General features: G+C 66.5%; 24 protein-coding genes, 1 tRNA gene, 1 other RNA gene and 1 riboswitch. Of the genes, 20 read left to right on the forward strand and 6 right to left on the reverse strand.

Annotation, left to right across the window (positions count from 1 at the left end):
• Positions 1 to 16 precede the first annotated feature (16 nt).
• Together gluQRS and ACFC0O_RS25605 are read right to left on the reverse strand one after the other, a co-directional pair.
• Positions 17 to 931, reverse strand: a complete 915-nt coding sequence (gene gluQRS, locus ACFC0O_RS25600; RefSeq protein ID WP_375961963.1) for a tRNA glutamyl-Q(34) synthetase GluQRS — start codon at positions 929 to 931, stop codon at positions 17 to 19.
• Between the two features lie 133 nt (positions 932 to 1,064).
• On the reverse strand, positions 1,065 to 1,559 hold the full coding sequence (locus ACFC0O_RS25605; RefSeq protein ID WP_375963819.1) for a DUF309 domain-containing protein: 495 nt from the start codon (positions 1,557 to 1,559) through the stop codon (positions 1,065 to 1,067).
• Between the two features lie 392 nt (positions 1,560 to 1,951).
• On the opposite strand from ACFC0O_RS25605, the gene ACFC0O_RS25610 reads away from it, so the two are divergent.
• Positions 1,952 to 2,161, forward strand: coding sequence for a DUF397 domain-containing protein (locus tag ACFC0O_RS25610; RefSeq protein WP_364637276.1), 210 nt, complete (start codon positions 1,952 to 1,954; stop codon positions 2,159 to 2,161).
• A gap of 80 nt (positions 2,162 to 2,241) precedes the next feature.
• On the opposite strand, the gene ACFC0O_RS25615 is transcribed toward ACFC0O_RS25610, so the two are convergent.
• Positions 2,242 to 3,861: a cytochrome bc complex cytochrome b subunit gene (locus tag ACFC0O_RS25615; RefSeq protein ID WP_375961965.1), complete on the reverse strand. Its 1,620-nt coding sequence runs from the start codon at positions 3,859 to 3,861 to the stop codon at positions 2,242 to 2,244.
• A gap of 97 nt (positions 3,862 to 3,958) precedes the next feature.
• Between ACFC0O_RS25615 and ACFC0O_RS25620 the strand changes: the two genes are divergently transcribed.
• Positions 3,959 to 5,344 carry a wax ester/triacylglycerol synthase domain-containing protein gene (locus tag ACFC0O_RS25620; protein WP_375961967.1) on the forward strand — a complete coding sequence of 462 codons (1,386 nt, stop codon included), beginning with the start codon at positions 3,959 to 3,961 and terminating at the stop codon, positions 5,342 to 5,344.
• A gap of 42 nt (positions 5,345 to 5,386) precedes the next feature.
• Here ACFC0O_RS25620 and ACFC0O_RS25625 read toward each other — a convergent pair.
• Positions 5,387 to 5,471: transfer RNA gene (locus tag ACFC0O_RS25625), tRNA-Ser, on the reverse strand.
• 73 nt (positions 5,472 to 5,544) lie between these two features.
• Entirely contained in the window at positions 5,545 to 6,552 is a 1,008-nt protein-coding gene (locus tag ACFC0O_RS25630) for a hypothetical protein (protein ID WP_375961969.1), read from the reverse strand.
• 102 nt (positions 6,553 to 6,654) lie between these two features.
• On the opposite strand from ACFC0O_RS25630, the gene ffs reads away from it, so the two are divergent.
• Both ffs and ACFC0O_RS25640 read left to right on the forward strand, forming a co-directional pair.
• Positions 6,655 to 6,749: signal recognition particle sRNA small type (gene ffs / locus ACFC0O_RS25635), an RNA gene on the forward strand.
• Between the two features lie 128 nt (positions 6,750 to 6,877).
• Positions 6,878 to 8,176 carry an aminotransferase class I/II-fold pyridoxal phosphate-dependent enzyme gene (locus ACFC0O_RS25640; protein WP_364637284.1) on the forward strand — a complete coding sequence of 433 codons (1,299 nt, stop codon included), beginning with the start codon at positions 6,878 to 6,880 and terminating at the stop codon, positions 8,174 to 8,176.
• Positions 8,177 to 8,238: 62 nt separating this feature from the next.
• Here ACFC0O_RS25640 and ACFC0O_RS25645 read toward each other — a convergent pair whose 3' ends face one another.
• Positions 8,239 to 9,081 carry a methyltransferase domain-containing protein gene (locus tag ACFC0O_RS25645; protein ID WP_375963822.1) on the reverse strand — a complete coding sequence of 281 codons (843 nt, stop codon included), beginning with the start codon at positions 9,079 to 9,081 and terminating at the stop codon, positions 8,239 to 8,241.
• 73 nt (positions 9,082 to 9,154) lie between these two features.
• Between ACFC0O_RS25645 and ACFC0O_RS25650 the strand changes: the two genes are divergently transcribed.
• From ACFC0O_RS25650 to ACFC0O_RS25725, 16 genes are all read left to right on the forward strand, one after another.
• The gene (locus ACFC0O_RS25650; RefSeq protein ID WP_375961972.1) at positions 9,155 to 9,733 is read left to right on the forward strand and encodes an HhH-GPD-type base excision DNA repair protein; all 579 of its coding nucleotides are present in this window, start codon (positions 9,155 to 9,157) and stop codon (positions 9,731 to 9,733) included.
• Between the two features lie 114 nt (positions 9,734 to 9,847).
• Entirely contained in the window at positions 9,848 to 9,979 is a 132-nt protein-coding gene (locus ACFC0O_RS25655) for a hypothetical protein (RefSeq protein WP_375961975.1), read from the forward strand.
• A 132-nt stretch (positions 9,980 to 10,111) separates the two neighbouring features.
• The gene (locus tag ACFC0O_RS25660) at positions 10,112 to 10,813 is read left to right on the forward strand and encodes a hypothetical protein (RefSeq protein ID WP_375961978.1); all 702 of its coding nucleotides are present in this window, start codon (positions 10,112 to 10,114) and stop codon (positions 10,811 to 10,813) included.
• A 133-nt stretch (positions 10,814 to 10,946) separates the two neighbouring features.
• Complete coding sequence (locus ACFC0O_RS25665; protein ID WP_375961980.1) at positions 10,947 to 11,654, forward strand: hypothetical protein; 708 nt, start codon at positions 10,947 to 10,949, stop codon at positions 11,652 to 11,654.
• A 163-nt stretch (positions 11,655 to 11,817) separates the two neighbouring features.
• Entirely contained in the window at positions 11,818 to 12,519 is a 702-nt protein-coding gene (locus tag ACFC0O_RS25670) for a hypothetical protein (protein ID WP_375961983.1), read from the forward strand.
• Between the two features lie 163 nt (positions 12,520 to 12,682).
• A complete protein-coding gene (locus ACFC0O_RS25675; protein ID WP_364637296.1) occupies positions 12,683 to 13,234 on the forward strand; it encodes a flavin reductase family protein in 552 nt (183 codons plus the stop codon).
• Positions 13,235 to 13,341: 107 nt separating this feature from the next.
• A riboswitch (SAM riboswitch) is annotated at positions 13,342 to 13,433 on the forward strand.
• A 10-nt stretch (positions 13,434 to 13,443) separates the two neighbouring features.
• Positions 13,444 to 14,325 (forward strand): amino acid ABC transporter permease, encoded by an 882-nt coding sequence (locus ACFC0O_RS25680; protein ID WP_375961986.1) that lies wholly within the window; start codon positions 13,444 to 13,446, stop codon positions 14,323 to 14,325.
• A complete protein-coding gene (locus ACFC0O_RS25685) occupies positions 14,322 to 15,086 on the forward strand; it encodes an amino acid ABC transporter ATP-binding protein (protein WP_375961988.1) in 765 nt (254 codons plus the stop codon). The genes ACFC0O_RS25680 and ACFC0O_RS25685 overlap by 4 nt, the downstream gene beginning before the upstream one ends.
• 27 nt (positions 15,087 to 15,113) lie before the next feature.
• On the forward strand, positions 15,114 to 16,094 hold the full coding sequence (locus ACFC0O_RS25690; RefSeq protein WP_375961991.1) for a transporter substrate-binding domain-containing protein: 981 nt from the start codon (positions 15,114 to 15,116) through the stop codon (positions 16,092 to 16,094).
• 4 nt (positions 16,095 to 16,098) lie between these two features.
• A complete protein-coding gene (locus ACFC0O_RS25695) occupies positions 16,099 to 17,169 on the forward strand; it encodes an LLM class flavin-dependent oxidoreductase (RefSeq protein ID WP_375961994.1) in 1,071 nt (356 codons plus the stop codon).
• A 32-nt stretch (positions 17,170 to 17,201) separates the two neighbouring features.
• The gene (locus tag ACFC0O_RS25700; protein WP_375963824.1) at positions 17,202 to 18,830 is read left to right on the forward strand and encodes an ABC transporter substrate-binding protein; all 1,629 of its coding nucleotides are present in this window, start codon (positions 17,202 to 17,204) and stop codon (positions 18,828 to 18,830) included.
• Positions 18,831 to 18,835: 5 nt separating this feature from the next.
• Entirely contained in the window at positions 18,836 to 19,795 is a 960-nt protein-coding gene (locus tag ACFC0O_RS25705; protein WP_375961997.1) for an ABC transporter permease, read from the forward strand.
• On the forward strand, positions 19,788 to 20,006 hold the full coding sequence (locus ACFC0O_RS25710) for a hypothetical protein (RefSeq protein ID WP_364637308.1): 219 nt from the start codon (positions 19,788 to 19,790) through the stop codon (positions 20,004 to 20,006). The genes ACFC0O_RS25705 and ACFC0O_RS25710 overlap by 8 nt, the downstream gene beginning before the upstream one ends.
• Positions 19,987 to 20,904, forward strand: coding sequence for an ABC transporter permease (locus ACFC0O_RS25715; protein ID WP_375962000.1), 918 nt, complete (start codon positions 19,987 to 19,989; stop codon positions 20,902 to 20,904). The genes ACFC0O_RS25710 and ACFC0O_RS25715 overlap by 20 nt, the downstream gene beginning before the upstream one ends.
• On the forward strand, positions 20,901 to 22,538 hold the full coding sequence (locus tag ACFC0O_RS25720) for a dipeptide ABC transporter ATP-binding protein (protein WP_375962002.1): 1,638 nt from the start codon (positions 20,901 to 20,903) through the stop codon (positions 22,536 to 22,538). Before ACFC0O_RS25715 ends, ACFC0O_RS25720 begins: the two co-directional genes overlap by 4 nt.
• The gene (locus tag ACFC0O_RS25725; RefSeq protein ID WP_375962005.1) at positions 22,538 to 23,644 is read left to right on the forward strand and encodes an LLM class flavin-dependent oxidoreductase; all 1,107 of its coding nucleotides are present in this window, start codon (positions 22,538 to 22,540) and stop codon (positions 23,642 to 23,644) included. The genes ACFC0O_RS25720 and ACFC0O_RS25725 overlap by 1 nt, the downstream gene beginning before the upstream one ends.
• Positions 23,645 to 23,652: the final 8 nt, after the last annotated feature.

Here is a 23,652-nt window from a genome sequence, read left to right on the forward strand (position 1 = left end):
GGGTCGGTTGCGTACGTTACGGACCTGACCAGGGTTGCAACAACCCGTTAGGGTCGAGTCGCCATGGTTCTTTCGGCAGGGTGTCCGGCCGGAATCCGGTGAGTAACTGCGAGGTTGTGGTTGCGTTCGGATAGCCCAGCGAGGCCGCGAGCACGCCCCGGACCTGCGCCGGAGATTCACCGAGCGCGATTCGATCGTGCAGGGTGACCGCGCCGTCGCGTTTGGCCAGCCGCTGTCCCTCGGTATTGAGAACCAGTGGCACATGGGCGTATTGCGGGATCGGCAGCCCCAGCAGCGTCGCGAGGTACACCTGCCGCGGTGTGGAGGGCAGCAGGTCGTCACCGCGCACCACCTGGTCGATGCCCTGCGCGGCATCGTCGACCACGACGGCGAGGTTGTAGGCCGGGCTGCCGTCGCCGCGGCGCAGCACCAGATCATCGATAGCGCCGCGATAACTGCCGAGCAGTTCGTCGGTGATCTCCAGCTCGGTGATATCCGCGCGCAGGCGCAAGGCCGCTGGTCGGCCCGCCGCACGCCGTTGTGCGCGTTCGTTTTCGGTGAGATCGCGACAGGTGCCGGGATACGCGCCCAGGGGTCCGTGCGGTGCGGTGACGGCCTGCTGTATCTCCTTGCGGGTGCAGAAGCATTCGTAGGTGCGCCCGGCGGCGGTCAGGCGCGCGATGGCGTCCTCGTACAGCGGCAGGCGTTCGGATTGGCGGACCACCGGATCGTCCCGGTCCAGTCCGATGGCGGCCAGGTCGGCCAGTTGGCGTTCGGCCGCACCGGCTTTCACCCGATCCAGATCCTCGAGGCGGATCAGGAAGCCGCGTCCGGTGGAACGGGCGAACAACCAGGCGAGCAGGGCGGTGCGCAGATTCCCCAGGTGCAGATCACCTGAGGGGCTGGGGGCGAATCGTCCGAATCCGGGCACGGTGGCCAATGCTAGGCGGGTTGCTCGACGGTGAGTCGCGGCCCCGGCCTTCGCAGCCTTCGCTGATCGCCGGTCCTTCGCATGTTTGCGGGTGCACACATCTCGGGTGTGCGGTGGCAGCGGTTTTGCGTATTCAGTGAATCCGCAGCTGCGGGCTCAGATCGGCCTCCGACAACGGCGTTTCCCGGTCCAGCGCGGCGAGCAGGGTGTGCGCGCGGGCGATGAGTCCGGCGGCGTCGATACCGTACGGAGGTGGTCCGAAGGCCGTGAGCCGATGCGCCGCGCGTTCGAGCAGGGTGCGCGCGCCCTTCGAATTTCCACGCTGAATGTGGGTCAGGCCAACGGCGTATTGGGCGAGACCCTGCCACAGCATCCGCTCGGCGAACGGGCCGTTCTTCCAGGCCGCCTCCAGCACCTCGTGTGCGTTGAAGGCCAGACCCTCGTCGAGCAGGCGTTGTGCGAAGTCGAGGGTCTCCTCGGGGGTGAGCTGTAGATCATCGGGAATGCGCGGTACGCCGGTGCTTCCGAAGGGCAGCGGTCGCCCAAATCGGTCACGCGGTCGGGCATTCCGGGCACGCCCCTCATCGTCGCGGTCTCGTCCGGTCTCGTCCTGCGGCTGTTCGCCCATGCGGACCATGATCCCCGATGCCGTGATGACCAGCGCGGTGTGCGATAGCGGAAAGGTGCGCAAATGCGCCGACAACTTAATTGCGGCCTTCACAATTCGTGCGCTCGAAGTGCGGCTATTTCCGGGCAAATAATTAGCTGGTTAACCTTGCCCTAAATTTGCTGATTGAAAACGAAAGAATGCGATCTCCTTATGACGAACCCTGCTAGTGTTTAGCGCGGGAACGGCCATCGGGGGTGCATTCCCATCGTGAAGTGCAGAGAGCAGGTTGTACGGAGAGGTTGCGTGCAACTCGCGGCGTACGCAGGATCCGCTGTAAAAGCCGGATTCCGGCGTCACCAAGATCGATGCCAGCAAGATCTCGTGCTTGACGCAGCAAAGGAGCTAGTACAGTGAATGTGGATTTCACAGGCGCCGTATGGCGCAAGAGCAAACATAGCGGCCCCAACGGTAACTGTGTAGAGGTCGCTTTTTCCGAAGACGGCAATGTCGGCGTGCGTGACAGCAAGCAGCACGGCAATGGCCCCGTCTTGGCGTTCACCCCGGGTGAGTGGGATGCGTTCGTAGCGGGCGTATCCGATGGGGAGTTCAAGCGGGCCTGAGCGGTCGGCAGAACCGAGATAGCAGGGCCCCGAGTCGAATTGGACTCGGGGCTTTTCGCGTCAGTGCCTGCTTCGGTGGGTCAGTGCCCGTTGCCGTTGCCGTTGTCCTGCGCGCGCCGCAGCACGGCCAGCTGCGTGTGCTCGGCCTCGCGTTCGACCTCGGCATTGCTGTCCCGCTCGGCGGGTGGGTCGGCGCGGAAGAAACTCCCGGTGCCCGGCCGTCCGGCCGCCCCGAGTTCGTTCATCTTCCGGGGCACCTTCGCGCCCTGATATTCCAGCGGCACCGGATGCCCGTGTGCGTCCACGGGGCCGAGCGGCTGATGCACCTCGATGTACTCGCCGTGCGGAAGTCGCCGCACCACACCGGTTTCGATGCCGTGCTCGAGTACCGCGCGATCACCGCGTTGCAGGCCCAGGCAGAGCCGATAGGCCGCGAAGTAGGCCAGCGGCGGCCCGAACAGCAGCGCGATGCGGAATCCCCAGGTGGTCGCGTTCAGCGAGATGTGGAATTGCAGCGCGATGATGTCATTGACGCAGGCCAGGGTGAGGATGAGATAGAACATCAGGGACATGGCCCCGATTGCCGTGCGCACCGGTACATCTCGTGGTCGCTGCAGCAGATTGTGCCGGGCCACATCGCCGGTGAGCCGTTTCTCGATCCACGGATAGCCGATGAGCAGGCCGAAGATGATCGGCATGACCAGTCCCACCGAGAACGCGCCGGGCACCATATGCCCGAAGATATGCAGTTCCCAGGCCGGGAACAGGCGCAGGAAGCCGTCGGTCCACATCATGTAGAAGTCCGGCTGGGTGCCCGCGGAAACCTGGGATGGGTTGTAGGGCCCCAGATTCCAGATCGGATTGATCTGCAGTATGCCGCCCATGATGGCGACGACGCCGAGGGTGAAGGCGAAGAACGCGCCCTGGTCGAGGGAGAACACCGGCACGATGCGGGTGCCGATCACATTGCGTTCGGTGCGGCCGGGGCCGGGGTACTGGGTGTGCTTCTGATACCAGACCAGGGCGATGTGAGCGGCGATGAGCGCCAGCATGATTCCGGGTATGAGCAGCACATGCGCGATGTAGAGCCGCGGAATGATGATGTCGCCGGGAAAGTCGCCGCCGAACATCAGCCATTGCAGCCAGGTGCCGATGATGGGCGCGCCCATGGTGATGCCGGCGAAGGCGGCGCGCAGCCCGGTGCCGGACAGCAGGTCGTCCGGGAGCGAGTAGCCGAAGAAGCCTTCGAACATGGCCAGTATCAACAGGATCGCGCCGATCACCCAGTTCGCCTCGCGCGGTTTGCGGAAGGCGCCGGTGAAGAAGACGCGGCACAGGTGCACGATCATGGACGCGGAGAACAGCAGTGCGGACCAGTGGTGCACCTGCCGGACGAACAGTCCGCCGCGGACGTCGAAGGAGATATCGAGCGCGGATTCGTAGGCGCGCGACATGGTGACGCCGCGCAGTGGTTGAAATGCGCCGTTATAGGTGACCTCGGTCATGGACGGGTCGAAGAACAAGGTCAAATACACGCCGGAGAGCAGCAGAATGATGAAGCTGTACAGCGCTATTTCTCCGAGCAGAAACGACCAGTGCGTCGGAAACACCTTGTTGATGGATCTTTTGAGGAATGACGCGGCCTGATACCGCTCATCCGCCGCATCGGCCTGTTCGGCCAGACGATTACGAGTTGCCATTGCGGTCACCCGCCCCCGAAGAGAATGGTAAGGCTTCTACTACAAACGGTAGCACCCAGAGTCCGTGCCCCGTATGGCCTTTCGCTAGGCTCATCGAGTGAACCTGGCCGGTACCGCCCTGACGCCCCGGGACGCCACCATGTACTGGCTTTCCACCCGCACCCCCAACGACTTGTTCCTGCTCTACGCATTCGCGGAGACGGGTGCGCCGACCGCCGTTCTCCGGCGGTCCATCGCGAATCGGGTCACTCGCATTCCGGATTTGCTGGTGCGCGTGCTGGACCCTCCTGCAAACATTGCGTATCCCATTTGGGCGACTTGCGAATTCATCGACGACCAGGTGCTCGAGCACGAACCGCCCGCGTGTGAGTGGCCCGAATTCGGTACCGCGCTCGGCGGCCTGCTCGGCACCGTCCTGGATGTCGCACACCGCCCCTGGCGTCTGCATCTGTTCCGGAACGTCACCGGCGCTCCGGGTTTCGCCGCCGGAGAACCGGCCCTGATCGCTGTACTCCAGCTCTCGCACGCTCTCGCCGACGGCCGCCGCGCCGCCACCCTGGCCCGCGCCCTGTTCACCGATTCGATCGCGGACACTCCGAAAGTCAATGGCTCCCTGTGGAATTCGTTGTCCAGGGTGATTCCGCCGGAATGGTCGGCAACCGCCTCGGCCGTCCCGAACTTCCCGATAGCCATGGCGCGCACGGTATTCCGAGGTTTCGCCGCCTACCGCGCCGAACAACGCCTAGCCGAACTGACCTCCGCCGGTGCGCTCCCACCCCCGGCCCCCACCGCCCCGCCGAACCCACTGAACGGCACCGGATCCGCCCCCGCGGCCCACACCGCCCGCATGCTCGTGCACCCTGCCGCGGACCTGAAGGTTCCCGGCCACACCGTCACCGTGATCGCCGCGACCGCGATCTCCCTGGCCCTACAGCGCTACCTGGACTCCCGCGCCGAACCCACCGATACCCTCCTGGCCCAAATCCCGATGGCGGTTGCCACCGACTCGGGTCCCCGCAACAGCTACCGCGACCTGACGGTCGACCTGTTCATCCGGGAGCCGGATATCTCGCACCGCGCCGCCCGCATCGCCGCCGATCTGGCCCAGCGCCGCCACCGCGCCGAACATCCGCTACAGGAAGCCAGATCCCGCGCCACCGAGGCCATTCCGGCCCCCATCCTGCACCGAGACATCATGGCCTACCCGATAGACGTTCTACCCCAAACGGTTTCGGGCCACACCGTCATCTCCAGCGTTTACCGCGGTCCCGCCGACCTGTCCTTCGCCGCCGGCGGGGTCCGTTTCACCGCGGGTTTCCCGGCCGTCGGCTCGGTGATGCGTCTCACGCACGGCATTCACGGCCTCGGCGACACCGTCACGATTTCCCTGCACGCCGACCCGGCCGTCATCCCCGACCTCGACGCCTATGCCACCCTGTTGAGCGCGGCCTTGGCGGAGGTCGTCGCGACCCTGCGGGAATGACGAAGGCCCCCACCGAAACTGGTTCGGTGGGGGCCTCGTGAGCGGAGGATAGGGGATTTGAACCCCTGAGGGCGTTAACCCAACCCGCGTTCCAGGCGAGCGCCATAGGCCACTAGGCGAATCCTCCGTGGAGCAATATACCGGTTGCACCCCTGTCGAAAGCAAATCGCGAGGTTCGGGGGAGCATTCGCCAGGGGTGGTCAGTTTTTGCGGAGGCCGGTCAGGGCCTTCTGGACCTGGTCCTTGGCGACCTGGGCCACATCGTCCTTGGTGATGGTTTCGCCGCTGCCGCGGTCGACGCTGATCTTCACCTTGACCGAGACATTGCTGTCCTGAGCGGCCACGGTGTAGTCCAGGACGGTGAAGGAGGAGTAGTCGCGGGTTTCGGCGTGCCAGTACGCCTGCGACCCCAGGCCGGTGACATCGCCGGAGGAGCGGCCGCTGCCGGTGGTGCCGGTGTCGTACGACTTCCAGGAGTCGTAATCGGGTTTGCCGTACGCGCTGAGGAAGGTGACATCGAGGGTGATGTCCGCCTCATTGGTGTGGTACTTGCTGGTGCTGGACTGCCCGGAGTAGCCGGCGGTGCAGTTCAGGCGGCCGCCGCTGTAATCGGTGGGCTTGGTCTCCGAATGCGTCGGACTGCCCTTGGAGGTGGTGGACCATTTGGTCAGCACGGTCGGGTCGATCAGGCTGCACGCGTTGCCGACCTTGTCCATGGAGTAGTTGCCGTCCATGGCCTTCTTGTCATTGCCGAGCGTGGTGAGCGGCTTGTCCTTCTGGGTGAGCGCGACCGCCGCGATACCGATGCCGACCAGCACCACGAGTCCGAGCACACCGCCGATGATCCAGCCGGTCTTACCGCCGCCGCCGCCGGACGGCGGCTGGTTGTTGTAGATGGTGTTCATGGGCGGCGGCCCCGGCTGGTACTGCGGCTGGCCGTACCCGCCGACCGGCGGCGCGGCCTGGTATCCGGGCGCGGCCTGATAGTTCGGCACCGCCTGCTGCGCGGGCGCGGACTGATAGTTCGGCGGAAACTGTTGCGGCGGTGGGGCGTACTGGTTTCCGGCGGTGCCGTAGTTGAGCATGGTCGGATCCGCGCCGGTGACCGGCTGCCCCGCATCGGTCCCGGTGGGCGGGGTGGCCCACCACTGCGCGGTCTCCTGATGATTGGCCGGATCCTGCGGCCCACCCGCTCCTGAGCTCGTCACTACTGGTTCCCCTCCGGTACCGAGCGGGGGTCACCCCGCGCTGTCGCAAAGGATCGTAACGACCCCCGGCGGCGCGGGTGTTCTCGAGCCGCTACACTGGCCGACGGATCCAGCGCGGCGCGCATCCTGTGAACTCCCCCAGGGCCGGAAGGCAGCAAGGGTCAACGGGCTCTGCCGGGTGCGCTGGGTCCCCTTTAATTTTCGGGGTGTGCGGGGACGTATATAGCTCCCCACCGGCCGGTGCTACCAAGTAACGTGACCAGTTGGGTTCGCGCACGCGCGCGGCCCGCACACATTGCCCCTAGCCCCTGGAAAGGCTGCACTGATGCCTCGGCAGACGCAGATCGGTTTGATGAGCCATGCGGAACTCGTATCCGAACACGAGACGCAGACCGCGAACTACGCGAAGCTCAAGACCGAAAAGCTGACGCTGGACATTACCCGCGGTAAGCCCGCGCCCGAGCAGCTCGACCTGTCGCTGGATCTGCTCTCGCTGCCGGGCAATGACGACTACCGCGACGGCAACGGCACCGATGTGCGCAATTACGGTGGCCTGCACGGGCTTCCGGAGCTGCGCGCCATCTTCGGCGAACTGCTCGGCATTCCGGTGTCGAATCTGCTGGCCGGGAACAATGCCAGCCTGGAGCTCATGCACGACGTGATCGTGTTCTCGATGCTGCACGGCAACGCCGATTCGGTCCGGCGCTGGGTGGACGAGCCGGTCATCAAGTTCCTGTGTCCCGCACCGGGTTACGACCGGCACTTCGCCATCACCGAATCGCTCGGTGTGCAGATGATCCCGATTCCGATGGATCATGACGGCCCGGATGTGCACGCCATCGCCGAACTGGTGGCCACCGACGCGAGCATCAAGGGTCTGTGGGCGGTCCCGAACTACTCCAACCCGACCGGTGTCACCTTCTCCGAAGCCATTACCCGCGAACTGGTTTCGATGCCGACGGCCGCGCCGGACTTCCGCCTGTTCTGGGACAACGCGTACGCGGTGCACCCGCTCACCGATGCCGCGGATCCGGTGCTGGATGTGCTGGGTCTGGCGGCCGCGGCCGGAAATCCGAACCGCCCCTACGTCTTCGCCTCCACCTCGAAGATCACCTTCGCGGGTTCGGGCGTGAGCTTCTTCGGTTCCTCGACCGCGAATCTGGACTGGTATCTGAAGCACGCCGGTAAGAAGAGCATCGGCCCGGACAAGGTGAATCAGCTGCGTCACCTGCGTTTCTTCGGTGACGCCGAGGGTGTGCGCACGCATATGCAGAAGCATCGCGCCATCCTGGAGCCCAAGTTCAAACTGGTGCTGCGCATTCTGGAGGATCGCCTCGGCGCGTCGAAGATCGCGTCCTGGACCGAGCCCAAGGGCGGCTACTTCATCAGCCTGGATGTGCTGGAGGGCACCGCGACCCGGGTGGTGGCGCTGGCCAAGGACGCGGGTATCGCGCTGACCCCGGCGGGTTCGTCCTACCCGTATGGAAAAGACGTGGAGGACAAGAACATTCGCATCGCCCCCAGCTTCCCGTCGCTGGGTGAGCTGGAGAAGGCGATGGACGGCCTGGCCACCTGCGTGCTGCTCGCGGCCACCGAGAAGATCCTGAGCCTCAGCGGCGAATAATTCGCAATGAGAAAGGCGCGCATCGGAATCCGGTGCGCGCCTTTGCTTTTGCCGAATGTTTCCTATGCGGGCTTGTGTGCCAGCACCGCGAAGATGGTCACCGACAGGTGGATGTCACCGCTCGCGGCGCCGGCCTCCAGATCGGCGATGAGCTGATCGCGCTGCTGTTCGGTGATGGAGCCGCGCGCCACGGACATATCCGCGATCCGCGCCACCAGCGCGCCCGCGCCGATGCCGCCGTCCTGAATCAGTGCGTGCGAACCGATATCGTCGACGACCAGTCCGGCCGCGGTGAGCTGTCCGGCGAGCCGCCGCCCCGCGAACGGATTGGTGGTTCCGGCGATCATGGTTTCGATCACCTCGTGCACGACGGCGCGATCGCCCGGGTGCACGACCGCCGTGCCCCAGTCGCTGTCCATCACGACCACGCGCCCGCCGGGCTTGAGCACCCGGGCGATCTCCCCGGCCGCGCGGGCGGGCGAGGTCAGATGCTGGAAGACCCGCTCGCACAGGGCGACATCGAAGGTCTCACTGCCGAACGGCAGCCCGTAGGCGTCGCCGGAGACGAATTTGGCGGTGGATCCGGACTGGCGCACGCGCCGTTCGGCCTCGGCCAGCAGTCGCGGATCGGGTTCGACGCCGAGCGCGGATCCGGTCGGGCCGACCCGGTCGGCGAAGGTGAATACTTCGGATCCGGTGCCGGAGCCGATATCGACGGCGCTTTCGCCGGGCTGTACCGCCAATGCGTCCTGCGCCCAGTTCCGCAGTCGGCGCACGCCGGGCAGCGCGGCCTGCAAATCCTGGACATCGACCAGTTGATCCTGGCCGTCGCGATCGAACCGATCCGGTTTCGAGCCGGATCCGAGGCCGTCGTGCGGCACGGTTCCCACTGAAGAATTAGCCATGGTGTCGGGCATGGGGCCGACCCTACTCGTGACCCGCGTCACCGCAACGCGGACCGGGTGGGATGATCGAGCCATGGTGAGCCGCGCTGTGTGTATCGCTCAAGAACCCGCCGCCGACGCCCTGCTCTCGGCGGACGATTTCGCGCTTTTGGTGGGTATGACCCTGGATCAGCAGTTCCCGATGGAGCATGCGTTCCGCGGCCCGCAGAAGATCGCCGATCGGATGGGCGGCTTCGACATCAATAAAATCGCCACCGCCGATCCCGCCGAATTCGAGGAGTTGGCCGCCACCCCGCCCGCCATTCACCGCTACGGCCGCTCCATGGCCCGCCGCGTGCAGGAGCTGGCGCATTTCATAGTCGAGAACTATGACGGCGACACCTCCGGCCTGTGGACGGCCGGAGATCCGGACGGCAAGGAAGTCCTGAAGCGCCTCAAGGCCCTTCCGGGCTTCGGCGATCAGAAGGCCCGAATCTTCCTGGCGCTCTTGGGCAAACAGAAGGGCTTCACCGGCAAGGGCTGGCGCGAGGCCGCGGGCGCCTACGGCGAGCAGGATTCCCGCCGTTCGGTCGCCGATGTGACCGATGCCGAATCCCTATCGCAGGTACGGGAATTCAAGAAACAGGCCAAAGCGGCCGCCAAAGTGAAGTGATGGGGTTGCCCCCTCTATCGAATCAAGCTGGTTTTTAACCTCCAGGAACCTGGCAATTTGCTTAATGCTTGCCGCCATCAGCTCGTTCAGCCAGTGGTGAGGGAAGCAGTACAGATGAAGATGAGGACGTACGCCGGGATCGAGGTGGTCGCGATACCGGCGTCAGAGCAGCTCGAAGCCGCCCCAGTTGGTGTGTTCGAGGTATTGACGACCATCGATCAACACGTCGCCGCACCCGCCGAGTAATTCCGTACGGCTATTGCCGAGGGATCGCGGAACTATTCATGTCGGCGGCATCGCCGAGCTATCTCGCGTTCTCGTGTCAAGGTTTCGATCTTTGGGTTCCCCTGCGAACCACCTGATGAGGAAAAAGAAAACATGCGCTCCAAGAAATTCGCCGCGACCGCGGCGCTGTTGATCGCTGCCTTCGGCATCGGTGCCGGAACTGCCGGAGCGGCTCCCGCGGGAGCCGATGCCGGTGCCATCAACTACACCGCCACCAATACCGAGAAGAACACCCTCATTTCGACCGACGCCGGTTCCCTGGCGGTTGAGGACGGTGTGTTCAAGATCAAGGCCGCCAATGGCGTCACCGTCGCGGGCACCGAATTGTCGTTCCGGGTGGATGATTTCGTCTTCCCGATCGCCGCGGAGATCAAGGATCGCACCGCGACCCTGACCCCGCAGTTCGACGAGGCGCACGCGGTGTACAAGCCGGTCGCGCTGCCCTATGAGAATCAGGCGCCGTGGAAGACCGAGTACGACCGTGAGCAGGCCGCCTGGAGCCGGTTGACCAGCACCATCAGTGCCGGCGCCACCATCGGCACCGCGGTCGGCGGTATCGCGGGCGCGGCCATCGGCTGCGTCATCGGCGGTGCGGTGAGCGCCACCCTGACCGGTGCGCTGACCGCCATGTTCGGTGCGCTCCCGGCCGGAATCGTCGGCTGCATCGCGGGTGTGGCGGCGATCGGCTTCCTGGGCACCCTGCTCGGGCAGCTCTTCATTACCGCACCGGTCGCGATTCTCGCGGCGGCGCAGTACTTCACCACGATCAATCAGCCTTTCGTGGCGCCGAAGTAGTTTTCGGGGCGGATTTCGAGGGTGCCCGGGACATGTTCATGTTCCGGGCACCCTCGAGTCATGTTGTGTTCTCGTATCAACGATTCGATCTCTTGGTTCCCCCTGCGGATCGCCTGATGAGGAAAACGAACACATGCTTTCGAAGAAATTCGCCGCAACCGCGGCGCTGCTGATCGCTGCCCTGGGCGTCAGTGCGGGCACCGCCGGTGCGGCTCCCGAAGCCGCTGATGCGGGCGTCATCAACTACACCTCCACCAATAGCGAGACCAATACGGTCATTCGCACCGACTCCGGTTCGATGGTCGTCGAGGACGGTGTCTTCAAGATCAAGGCCGCCAACGGCACCACCGTCGCCGGCACCGAGCTCAACTTCCGGGTCGACGACTACGTCTTCCCGATCGCCGCGGAGATCAAGGATCACACCGCGACCCTGACCCCGGAGTTCGTGGCGGACAAGGCTGTTTACAAGCCGGTCAACCTGCCCTACGAGAATCAGGCCCCGTTCAAGTCGGACTACGACCGTGAGCAGGCCGCCTGGAAGCGTATGACGGACACCATCTCCATGGGCGCCACCATCGCCACCCTGGTCGGTGGCATCGGCGGCGCGGCCGTCGGCTGCGTCATCGGCGGCGTGGCGGGCGCGACCCTCGGTGGTGCGCTCTCGGCCATGTTCGGCGCGCTGCCCGCGGGCATCGTCGGCTGCATCGCCGGTATGAGCGTCATCGGCTTCCTGGGCACCCTGGCGGGCCAGCTGCTCGTTACCGCTCCGGTCGCGATCATCGCCGCGTTCAACTACTTCACCACCATCAACCAGCCGTCGCTGCAGGCGCCGGCGAAGTAGTTTCCACGGTTTCACAGTTCCGCGGCACGGCCCCCGCTCACACAATTCGAGCGGGGGCCGTTGCTGTCAATACTTCGAATCATCAGGGTTGCAAGACTCCCGCCCGGCCCTGTCTTGCTCGATGCTTGCCGACGCACTGCACGAGAGATGAGGGAAGCAGTACATGAAGATGAGTAAATTCGCTGCTGTCGCCGTTTTGGTGACGGCAGCTCTGGGCGTGTCCGCGGGCACGGTCAATGCCGCTCCTGAATCGGATTCGGCCGCAATCAATTTCACGGCCACCAATTCCCAGACGAATACGGTCATTCACACCGATGCGGGTTCGCTGGTGGTCGAGGACGGTGTGTTCAAGATCAAGGCCGCCAATGGCGCCACGGTCGCGGGTTCGGAACTGAGTTTCCGGGTGGACGATTTCGTCTTCCCGATCGCGGCCGAGATCAAGGATCGCACCGCGACCCTGACCCCGGAGTTCGAGGTCGACAAGGCTGTCTACCAGCCGGTCGCGCTGCCCTATGAGAACCAGGCTCCGTGGAAGACCGACTACGACCGTGAGCAGGCGGCCTGGAACCGCCTGAAGGACACCGTCGCGATGGGCGCCACCATCGGCACCCTGGTCGGTGGCATCGGCGGCGCGGCCGTCGGCTGCCTCATCGGCGGCGCCACCCTGGCCACCGTGACCGGTGCGCTGACTGCCATGTTCGGCGCCCTGGGCGGCGCGGTGTTCGGCTGCATCGTCGGCATGAGCGTCATCGGGTTCCTCGGCACCCTGGCGGGCCAGCTGTTCGTGACCGCCCCGGTCGCGATTCTGGCTGCCGCGCAGTACTTCACCACCATCAACCAGCCCTCGGTGCAGCCCGCCAAGTAGTCCGGACGCATCCGTTCCGCCGATGGTCCCGGTCGGAATGGATGGCACCGCGAGGATGGACGAACCCGCTCGGTCGAACGACCGAGCGGGTTCGTCGTATTTCCTTGCGATCTCCGTGAATCCAATGCTGTCCGGAGTGCGCCCGCGGTGGTGCACTGGGGTGATGGGTGAGCTGACCTCGATTCGCGGCGATGCGGCCGCACTCACGACGGTGGATGGGGCGGATCTGCGAAAGACCTTCGCGCACTTCCCCAGTGGAGTGGTGGCGGTCTGCGCGCGGATCGGCGGGGTGCCGCACGGCATGGTGGTGAGCACCTTCGTGCCGGTATCGCTGGATCCGCCGCTGGTATCGCTGTGCGTGCAGTACTCCTCGGAGACCTGGCCGCGGCTGGAGAAGGCGTCGCTGCTGGGGCTGAGCCTGCTCGGCACCGAGCAGCAGGCCGCGGCGCGCAGTCTGAGTTCGCGCAGCGGTGACCGGTTCCGGGATGTGGAGCTGCGCAGCGGGCACGGCAATGCCGCGTTCATCGCGGGCGCCAGCGCCTGGCTGGAAGCCTCTGTGCACGAACAGGTTCCGGCGGGCGATCACGCGGTGGTGCTCTTGCGGGTGCACCGGCTGACCGCGCATCCCGATACCGAGCCGCTGGTGTTCCACCGCAGCGGATTCCGTTCGCTGCACGACGGCGCGCCGCCGGGACTGACCGAGGCCGCCAGCTGACCGGCCGGGACGGCGTGCGGCGGAGCCGCCGAGAGATACTGCCGCGCCATTGAATTCACGTTGATCCGGACCGGAGACAGTCGCCGCACCGGCTCGTAACGTCATCCTCACCATCCAGAGCGACCGAGAGACCTGGCTCGTAGAAGTCGCAGCAACCCCCCGAATCGGGTGCGGGTGCTACCGCCGGGACCGATGGAGGACAGATCCACATGAGTACCCTTGCCGCGCCGCCCGATTCCCGGGAGGAGGACGCACATCATGACGACGGCGCGCTGACCGTCGCACCCACCCGCCATCCCTGGCGCTGGGTCGTCGGCGGCATCGCGCTGCTGCTGGTCGCGCAGTTCGCGCACGGCCTGGCCGTGAATCCGGGCTGGGACTGGTCCACGTTCGCGCAGTACATCACGGCCGCCTCGGTGCTCTCGGCACTGAAGGTGACCATCGAGCTGACGTTCTGGGGCACCCTGCTCGGCTTCTTCATCGGCGTCTGGCTCGCGATCGGGCGGCTGTCGAAAAATCCGGTGCTGCAAGCCATTTCGTGGGCCTACATCTGGTTGTTCCGGTCCATTCCGCTGATCGTGCAATTGCTGTTCTGGTTCAATATCGCGTACCTGTACAAGACGCTGTCGCTGGGCGTGCCGTTCGGACCGGCGTTCTACACCTTCGATGTGAATGGCGTGATCAGCGGATTCACCGCCGCCGTCATCGGTTTGGCATTGCATCAGGCCGCGTATTCGGCGGAAATCATTCGCGCCGGCATCATTTCGGTGGATCAGGGCCAGTGGGAGGCGGCCAGATCGCTCGGATTGCCCTGGCGCAGGCAGTTCTTCGGGGTGATCGCGCCGCAGGCCATGCGCGGGATTCTGCCCAATGCGGCCAATGAGGTGATCAGCCTGTTCAAGGGCACCTCGATCGTCTCGACGATGGCGATCGCGGAGCTGTTCTACCAGGTGCAGGTGATCTTCGGCCGCAATGGCCGGGTGGTGCCGCTGCTCATGGTGGCGACGGTCTGGTACATCGTGCTCACCTCGATCCTGAACGTCGCGCAGTACTACATCGAACGCCACTTCGCGAAGGGGAGCGAGCGATGAGCGAGTACGCCGTCGAATTGCGCGGCATCCGAAAGTCTTTCGGCGATCTCGAGGTGCTCGGCGGGGTGGATCTGGCGGTGCGCGCGGGTGAGGTGACCGTGATCCTCGGTGCGTCCGGCTCCGGGAAGTCGACCCTGCTGCGCACCATCAATCACCTGGAGAAGGTGGATGCCGGAACCGTCCGGGTGGGCGGTGAGCTGGTCGGCTACCGCCGCAAGGGTAATCGGCTGCACGAACTGCCCGAGCGCGAGATCCTGCGGCAGCGTTCGCGTATCGGTTTCGTCTTCCAGAACTTCAATCTCTTCCCGCACAAGACGGTTCGGGACAATGTGGCCTTCGCGCTGATCGGCGCGCAACGGCGGCCCAAGGCCGAGGCTCGCTCCGAGGCGCTGCGGTGGCTGGAGCGAGTCGGCCTGGCGGACAAGGCCGATGAGTATCCGCGCCGCCTGTCCGGTGGTCAGCAGCAGCGGGTGGCCATCGCCCGTGCGCTGGCGCTGCGCCCGCAGGTGCTGCTCTTCGACGAGCCCACCTCGGCGCTGGATCCGCAGCTGGTCGGCGAGGTGCTCGATGTCATCCGGGATCTGGCGCGGTCGGGTTCCACGCTGGTGATCGTCACGCACGAACTGGGTTTCGCCCGCGAGGTGGCCGACACCGTCGTACTGCTGGACGCCGGGCGAATAGTCGAGCAGGGCCCGCCCGCCCAGGTCTTCGACGAGCCCGCGCACGAGCGCACCAAAGCTTTTCTCTCGCATGCGCTCTGACGCATTGCCTTTCAGTGAAGGATTGTCATGTCTTTGTCGAGTCGTCGCAGACGGATAAGCACCGCGCTCGCGGTCGCGATCCTGGGCCTGTTCGTCGGCGCGTGCGGTAACGGCGACGGCGGCGCGGACAGCACCCGCACCGTGAACGGCCTGACCTACGATCTGACCCCGCAGCAGTCCGGCCGCGTGCACGCGGACAAGGTGGATTCCATTGCCGCGCAGGTGCCCAAGGCGATCCGGGATCGCGGCACGCTGATCGTGACCGGTTCGGCGGCGTCCGCGCCGCCGCTGCGCTTCCTGGCCAATGACGATCGCACCACGGTCGGCTCCGAAGTGGATTTCGCCAATCTCTTCGCCGACATCCTCGGCTTGAAAGTCGATCTGCGCACGGCGGATTGGGCGCAGAACTCGGTCAAGGTGGATTCCGGTGAGGTGGACGCCTTCATCTCCAATGTGACCGTCACCGAGGAGCGCAAGGAGAAGTTCGACTTCGCCACCTACCGCCTGGACAATCTCGCGCTGGAGGTTCCCAAGGACGCGGCCTGGACCTTCACCGATCGAAAGTCGGTGGCGGGCAAGCGGATCGGCGTCGGCTCCGGCACCAATCAGGAGCAGATCCTGGTGCAGTGGAACGAGGCGAATATCGCCGAGGGCCTGCCCAAGATCGATATCGCCTACTTCCAGCAGATCACCGACTACTACCTGGGCCTGTCCTCGGGCCGCCTGGACGGCTACCTGGGTCCGAACCCGTCGGCGCAGTACCACGCCGTCACCGCCGGTCAGACCAAGGTGATCGGCACCCTCTCCGGTGCGGGCGATGCCCTGCAGGCCGAGATCGGCGTGCTCGTCAAGAAGGACAACGGCCTGATCGTGCCGATCCACGAGGCCATCCAGTACGCCATCGATCACGGCCTCTACCAGAAGGTGATCGACCGCTGGGGTCTGAAGAACGAGACCGTGACGGCCTCCCGGATCAACCCGCCCGGCCTGCCGAAGAAGAAGGGCTGAGCACGTGAAATTCCTTCTCCTGACCCTGATCACGCACACTCCGGACCCGGTCACCGGCATCCAGGAGTCTCCCCGGCAGCGGTTGCGGCGGGTGATCGACAGCGCGCGCCTGGCCGAGGATCTCGGCTATGACGGTTTCGCGGTGGGGGAGCGGCACGAGGATCCGTTCATCTCGGCCGCGCCGCCGGTGGTGCTCAGCCATATCGCCGCCGTCACGAATCGGATCGCGCTGTTCACCGGTGTCACCACGCTCAGCCTGCTGGATCCGGTGCGCGCCTTCGAGGACTATTCGACCCTGGACAATCTCTCGGACGGCCGCCTGGAACTGATCATCGGCAAGGGCAATGGCGCGGCGCAGGCGCAGCTGTTCCACGTCACCACCGAGGATCAGTGGGAGCGCAATCGCGAAGGCTACGAACTGTTCCGGCAGCTGTGGGCCAGTGACAGCGTCACCTGGAGCGGTAAGTTCCGCCCGTCGCTGACCGAGGCGAAGGCGCTGCCGCGCCCGCTGCAACCGCGCCTGCGCATCTGGCACGGCAGCGCCACCAGCGAGGAATCTGCGGATTACGCTGCGCTGCACGGTGATCCGCTGTTCTCGGCGAATGTCACCTATCCGATCGAACCGTATGCGGCGCTGGTCCGGCACTACCGCGAACGCTGGGCGGCCTACGGGCACGATCCGGCGGAGGCGCTGGTGGGCGCGGGCACGGCCGGTTTCCTGGTCACCCGGGATTCGCAGGAGGCACTGGATCTCTACCGCCCGATCTTCGAGGCCCGTAAGGCCGCGGCCGCGAAGTTCAACGTGCCCATCGTGTTCGAGACCGTCGAGGATTTCGCCGCGCGCTCCTCGGCCCTGCTCGGCTCACCCGCGCAGGTGCTGGACAAACTGCACCGCTACCACGAGCAACTCGGTCACGAGGTGCTGCACCTGAGCGCCGACGCGGATGGCCGCACCGAGAAGCAGCACCGAGAAAGTCTCGAACTGTTCCAGGCGGAGGTGGCGCCCGAACTGCGCCACCGCATTCCGAGCCGTCCGCTCGGCGCCGATCGCTACCCCTCCGGAGATCCACAGTGAATTCATCCCCAGCCGTGCACACCGAGCCCGCCGTGGCCTCGCCGAGCCGATCGGCCGCGGCTCGCCTGCGGCGTCCGGTCGCGCTCGCCGGTGTCCTGGCCGCCGCGCTATCCCTGGCGGCGTGCGGCGGCGACGACGGTGCGGCCGCGTCCGGTCCGGCGCAGCCGGGCGGCACCCTGCGCTACGGTCTCTCGACGGCCCCGACCTGCTCGGATCCCGCACAGTCGGCGACCAATCAGACGCTGTACGTGACCCGGCAGATCGTGGATTCGCTCACCGATCAGGATCCGGCCACCGGTCAGATCCGGCCGTGGCTGGCGGACAGCTGGTTCGTGAGCCAGGACGCGCGCAGCTTCACCTTCCATCTGAAGGAGGGCGTCACCTTCAGCGACGGCACCCCGCTCACCGCGGATACCGTGCGCAAGAACTTCGATTCGATCGTCGCGCTGGGTGGGGTGAAGGCCCCGCAGGCCGCCAGCTTCCTGGCCGGGTACACCGGCAGCACGGCGGTGGACCCGCGCACCGTGCGGGTGGACTTCAACGCGCCGAATGCCCAGTTCCTGCAGGCGTCCTCGACCACACAGCTCGGCATCCAGTCCGAGGCCACCCTCGCCAAGTCGGCCGATGACCGCTGCCTCGGCGGCAATATCGGCAGTGGCCCGTTCACCTACGCGGACTGGAAGCAGAACAGTTCCGCCACGCTGGCCAAGCGCAATGGATATCGCTGGGGCTCCGCGCTTTTCGCGACCCAGGGTGAGGCGCTGCTGGACAAGATCGTCTTCACCGTCGTGCCCGAATCCGGCGTCCGCACCGGCAGCCTGTCCTCCGGGCAGCTCGACGCGGTCAGTGACGCGCTGCCGCAGGACGCCCCGCAGATCGAGGGCGCGGGCGGCAAGGTGCAGTACACCGCCAATCCGGGTGTGCCATTCGGCTTGCAGCCCAACCTGACTCGCGGTGCGCTGCGCGATCCGGCGGTGCGCAACGCGCTGCTGACCGCCATCAATCGCAAGGAACTGGTGGACACCGTGCTGGGTCCGCAGTTCAAGTACGCGACCAGCGTGCTGGCCTCGGCGACCCCCGGCTATCTGGATCTGTCGTCCCGGGTGAAGTTCGATCAGGCCGCTGCGAAGAAGATTCTCGACGACGCGGGCTGGGTGCCCGGGGCCGACGGCATTCGGGTCAAGGACGGTCAGCGACTGTCCTTCGGCGTGCTGTTCTCCGCCGTATTCGCCGGTAACCAGGCGATTCTGGAGCTGACCCAGCAGCAGGTGCGCGGTGTCGGCATCGATCTGCGGCTGGAGCCGGTATCGGTCGCCGAGAGCACCACCCGGCAGAACAACAAGGATTACGACGTCGTCTACTACAACGTCAGCCGGGCCGACGGCGATATCCTGCGCCAGTTCGCGGTGAACGGCCGAAACCTCAACGCCCGCAGCGAGACCGACAAGCTGGATACGCTGCTGGATCAGCAGCTCGCGGCCACCGACAACGCCGTGCGCACCCGCCTGCTGGGCGAGGCGCAGAACGCGGTGCTCGACGACGGCCTGTGGATCCCCACCATCGAGCTGTCCCAGGCGATCGGCGTCGGCAAGAACGTCGCGGACATCAAGTTCGACGCCTCGGCACGCCTGCAGTTCCACGACGCCGGACTGCGACGGTAATCGCCATGCGCCGGTACGTGATCGGACGGATTCTGCAGGCGGTGCTCGTACTGTGGGCGGCCTTCTCGCTGTCCTTCGTGGTGCTCTACCTGCTGCCCTCGGACCCGGTGGACATGGCCGCGAACGCGGCCGAGGGTCTGCCCACCGATGCCGCCGCCATCGCCGAGATGCGTGCCAGATACGGCCTGGATCAACCGATCTGGGTGCAGTACTGGCATGCCATCTCGCATGCGGTGCACGGGGATCTGGGGTATTCGATCAGTACCGGCCAATCGGTCACCGGCGCGCTCGCCGACGCATTGCCCTCGACGCTGGCGCTGGCCGCGCTCGCCATGGTGTTCGCGGTGCTCGGCGGTACCGGGCTGGCCGTCGCGGCGGCGTACACCGAGCGGCCGCGATTGCGGATCCTGCTCACCGCGCTGCCGCCTCTGGGCGCGTCCATGCCGCAGTTCTGGGTGGGATTGCTACTGCTGCAACTGTTCTCGTTCCGGTTCAAACTGGTGCCCGCGTTCGGCGGCACCGGATTCGCGGCGACCATCCTGCCCGCGATCACGCTGGCGCTGCCGGTGGGCGCGGTCATCGCGCAGGTGCTGTACTCCAGCCTGGTCACCACCTGGCGGCAGCCGTTCGTGGAGGTCGCCTTCGCCAAGGGCGCATCGCGCTGGTGGGTGCAGCTGCGGCATGTGCTGCGCCCGGCCGTCGCGCCCGCGCTGACCGTGGCGGGCCTGTGGGTCGGCACCGTACTGGCCGGATCGGTGGTCACCGAGACGGTGTTCTCCCGGCCCGGAATCGGCCGCCTCACCCAGCAATCGGTGCTGTACCAGGACATTCCGGTGGTGCAGGGCATCGTCGTGTTCGCCTCGCTGGTGTTCGTGACGGTCAACCTGCTCATCGACCTCGCCTATCCGCTGCTCGATCCCCGGGTGGCACAGCGCAGTTCGCGTAAGGAGTCCGCGCATGCCTGAGATCTTCTACCTGCTGGCGGTCCTGACCGTCGCCCTCGGCGGCCTGTCCCTGCTCACCAGGACGCGGCCGGATACCGAGGTCGCTGGGAGTCACAGCGCGGCAGCCGAACCCGCGCGCCCGCCGCGACTGCGGGTGATCACCCTGACTCACGCGATGCTCGATCCGGGCATGGCCTACTGGTTCACCGGCGATGAGGTCAACGATGTCTGAGGCCCTCACGCTGGGCGCGCCCAGCGCCGCGCCCGAGACGGGCCGCCGCACCGGAATCCAAGCGGTCCAAGGTGTTTCGGCACGTCAGGCGCTCACCTGGTTGCGCCGGAACTACGGCCTGGTCGTGGCCGGTGTGATCCTGCTGCTGGTGCTCGGCTGGGCAGCGGTTCCCGGTGTATTCGCCAGTGGCGATCCGCTGCACGGGATTCCGGCGCAGAAGCTGCGCGGTCCGAGCGCCGAGCACTGGTTCGGCACCGATAACCTCGGCCGCGATCTCTACACGCGCATGGTGCACGGTGCGGGACTCTCGCTCAGCGCCACCGTTTTCGCGGTGGTGCTCGGCCTGGTCATCGGCTCCCTCGTGGGCCTGGTGGCGGGTACCGCGGGCGGTGCGGTCGACAGCGTGATCATGCGCGTCACCGATGTGCTGCTGTCGATTCCGGATCTGCTGGTCTCGCTGGCGCTGATCACCGTGCTCGGTATGGGCACCCGCAATGTGGCACTGGCCGTGGGTATTTCGCTCATCGCCCGGTTCGCCCGGGTGATGCGCGGTGAGGTGCTGCGGGTGCGCCGCGCACCGTACGTGGAGGCCGCGTTCGCCGCCGGCGTGCGCTGGCCGGTGGTGCTGTTCCGGCATGTGCTGCGCAATGCCTACGGGCCGGTGGCCGCGCTCGCGGTGATCGACTTCGGGATGGCGGTGCTGTTCGTGGCCTCGCTCAGCTTCCTCGGGTACGGCGCGGTGCCGCCCACCCCGGAATGGGGCTCGCTGGTCTCCGAGGGCCGGAACTTCCTGGCCACCGCCTGGTGGCTGACCACCCTGCCCGGCCTGGTGATCATCGCCCTGGTGCTCGCCACCCAGCGCATTGCCCGCGCCCTGCACAAGGACAACGCCCGATGAGCGACGCACTGCTGAGCATCAGCGATCTGAAGGTGGTGTACCGAGGGAGCACCGGGACCACCGTCGCGGTGGACGGCGTCTCGCTCGAGGTGCGCGCCGGGGAGACGGTCGCGCTGGTGGGCGAATCCGGTTCCGGTAAGTCGACCCTCGCGCACGCGGTGATCGGACTGCTGAACGGCGGCGTGATCACCGGCGGTTCCGTCGACTTCGACGGACAGCGCCTGGATCAGGCGAATAAGCATGCCCTGCAAGCGATTCGAGGCGCGCGCATCGGCCTGGTGCCGCAGGATCCGGGCACCGCGCTGAACCCGGTGCTGCGCATCGGCGATCAGGTGGCCGAGGTGCTGCGCATTCACGGCCGCGCCGACCGCCGCACCGCGCATATCGAGGCGGTGCGGATTCTCACCGAGGCCGGACTGGACCGGCCCGAAACGCGGGCGCGCCAGTATCCCCAGGACCTGTCCGGCGGACAGCGTCAGCGCGTGCTGATCGGCATCGCACTGGCCTGCGCGCCCGAACTCGTCATCGCCGATGAGCCGACCAGCGCGCTCGATGTGACCGTGCAGCGCCGGATCCTGGACCATTTGGCCAGCCGCACCGCCGAATCCGGTAGTTCGGTACTGCTCATCACGCACGATCTGGCGGTCGCCGCCGAACGCTCCGATCGCATCGTGGTCATGCAGCACGGGCGCGTGGTCGAAACCGGCGATACCGCAGAGGTTCTCGGCAATCCGCAGCACGAGTACACCCGGCGGTTGATCGCCGCCGCACCCAGCCTCGATACCGAACTCCCGCCGCGCCCGGAGCTCGCGGACCGCACACCGCTGCTGTCGGTGAACGGGCTGCGCAAGGTCTTCTCGATCGGGCACGGCGTCTCGCTCACGGCGGTCTCGGACGTATCGTTCGAGGTGGCACGCGGTGAAACCCTCGCGGTCGTAGGCGAATCCGGGTCCGGGAAGTCGACCACCGCGCGCATCGCGGCGCGGCTGGAACAGGCGGACGCGGGCGTCGTCACCTTCGACGGCCGGGAAGTCGGCGGGCTGCGCGGGGCGAAACTGCGCGAGTTCCGCCGCCGCGTCCAGGTGGTCTATCAGAATCCCTACGTTTCGCTGAACCCTAAGCTCAGCATCGCGCGAATCATCGCGGAACCGTTGCAGGCGTTCGGGATCGGTGATCGCAGGTCCCGGCGCGACACCGTCGCCGAACTCCTGGATCAGGTGGCGCTGCCCGCCACCTACCTCGATCGCCGCCCCGCCGAACTCTCCGGCGGACAGCGGCAGCGCGTCGCCATTGCCCGTGCCCTGGCGCTGCGCCCGGACCTGCTGGTGCTGGACGAACCCGTATCGGCCCTGGACGTCTCGGTGCAGGCGCAGATTCTCGATCTGCTCGAACACCTCCAGGCCGAACTGAATCTCGCCTACCTGTTCATCTCGCACGATCTCGCGGTGGTGCGCCGCCTCGCCGATCGCGTCGCGGTGATGCGGCAGGGCGTAATCGTCGAAACCGCCACGACCGCGGCGCTATTCGACAATCCCGTGCACGAGTACACCCGGGAGCTGCTCGCCGCCGTGCCCCGCGCCGGGGCGGCCGATGCCCCTCCCGCCCTGCTCACCCCTCTCGAAAGGACAGCGTGATGCCGCAATCCGCACCGCTGCTGCTGGGCCTGGAACTGTCCGGCACCGGCGCGCACCCCGCCTCCTGGCGACGCGCGGACTCACGCGCCGAGGAGCTGTTCACCGGCGGCTACTGGGTGGACGCATTGCGCGCCGCCGAGCACGCGGGCTTCGATCTGGCGTTCCTGCCGGACTCGTTCGCGCTCCAAGCCGCGGGTGCGACCGGCCGCCTGGACGCGGTCGCCATCGCGGCCCGCGCGGCCGCCGCGACACAGCGGATCGGCCTGATTCCACAGGCCCCGGTCACCCATACCGAACCCTTCCATCTGTCCAAAGCCATTGCGAGCCTGGACTTCGCGTCCTACGGGCGTGCGGGCTGGGAGGTCACCGTATCGGCGGACGGCGAGGCGAAACTGTTCGGCCGCAAGCCCGAACAGGATGCGCACTCGCGCTGGTTCGAGGCCGATGAGGCCATCGAAGTGGTTGCCCACCTGTGGGATTCGTGGCAGGACGATGCCGAGATCCGGGATATCGCGACCGGGCGTTTCATCGACCGCGATCGGCTGCACTACATCGATTTCGTCGGCGACAACTTCTCGGTGAAGGGGCCCTCCATCACCCCGCGCCCGCCGCAGGGACAGCCGCCGGTCACCGTGCGCGCCGCCGATTCGCACAGTGCCCGGCTCGCGGTGCACCGCGCCGACCTGATTCGCGTCACCGCCCAGGATCTGGACGCGGCCGCCGCGCTGCGCACCGAACTCCGCACGGCGGTGGCCGCCGCCGGTCGCGATCCGAATCAGGTGCGAATACTGCTGGATATCGATATCCACCTCGCCGTGAACGCCGATGACGCCGCCGTGGAGGTATCGCAGTTGGAGGACTGGATCGCCACCCCCGCGCCCGGCACCCTCTTCCACATCGGCTCCGCCGCGGAACTGAAGGATCTGCTGGACCGGATCGACACCGACTGCCACGCGGACGGCGTCGTACTGCGCCCGCTGGCCCTGCCCGCCGCGCTGCCGTACCTCGCCGAGCTGACCGCCGGTATCCCGGCCGATTCCGGCACGCCGACGCTGCGGGATCGCCTCGGGCTGCCGCGCCCCGTCAATCGCTACCTGAACGCCTGAGGAGAGCC

Origin of the sequence: Nocardia sp. NPDC056100 (genome assembly GCF_042266325.1) — a bacterium.
Lineage (GTDB): Bacteria > Actinomycetota > Actinomycetes > Mycobacteriales > Mycobacteriaceae > Nocardia.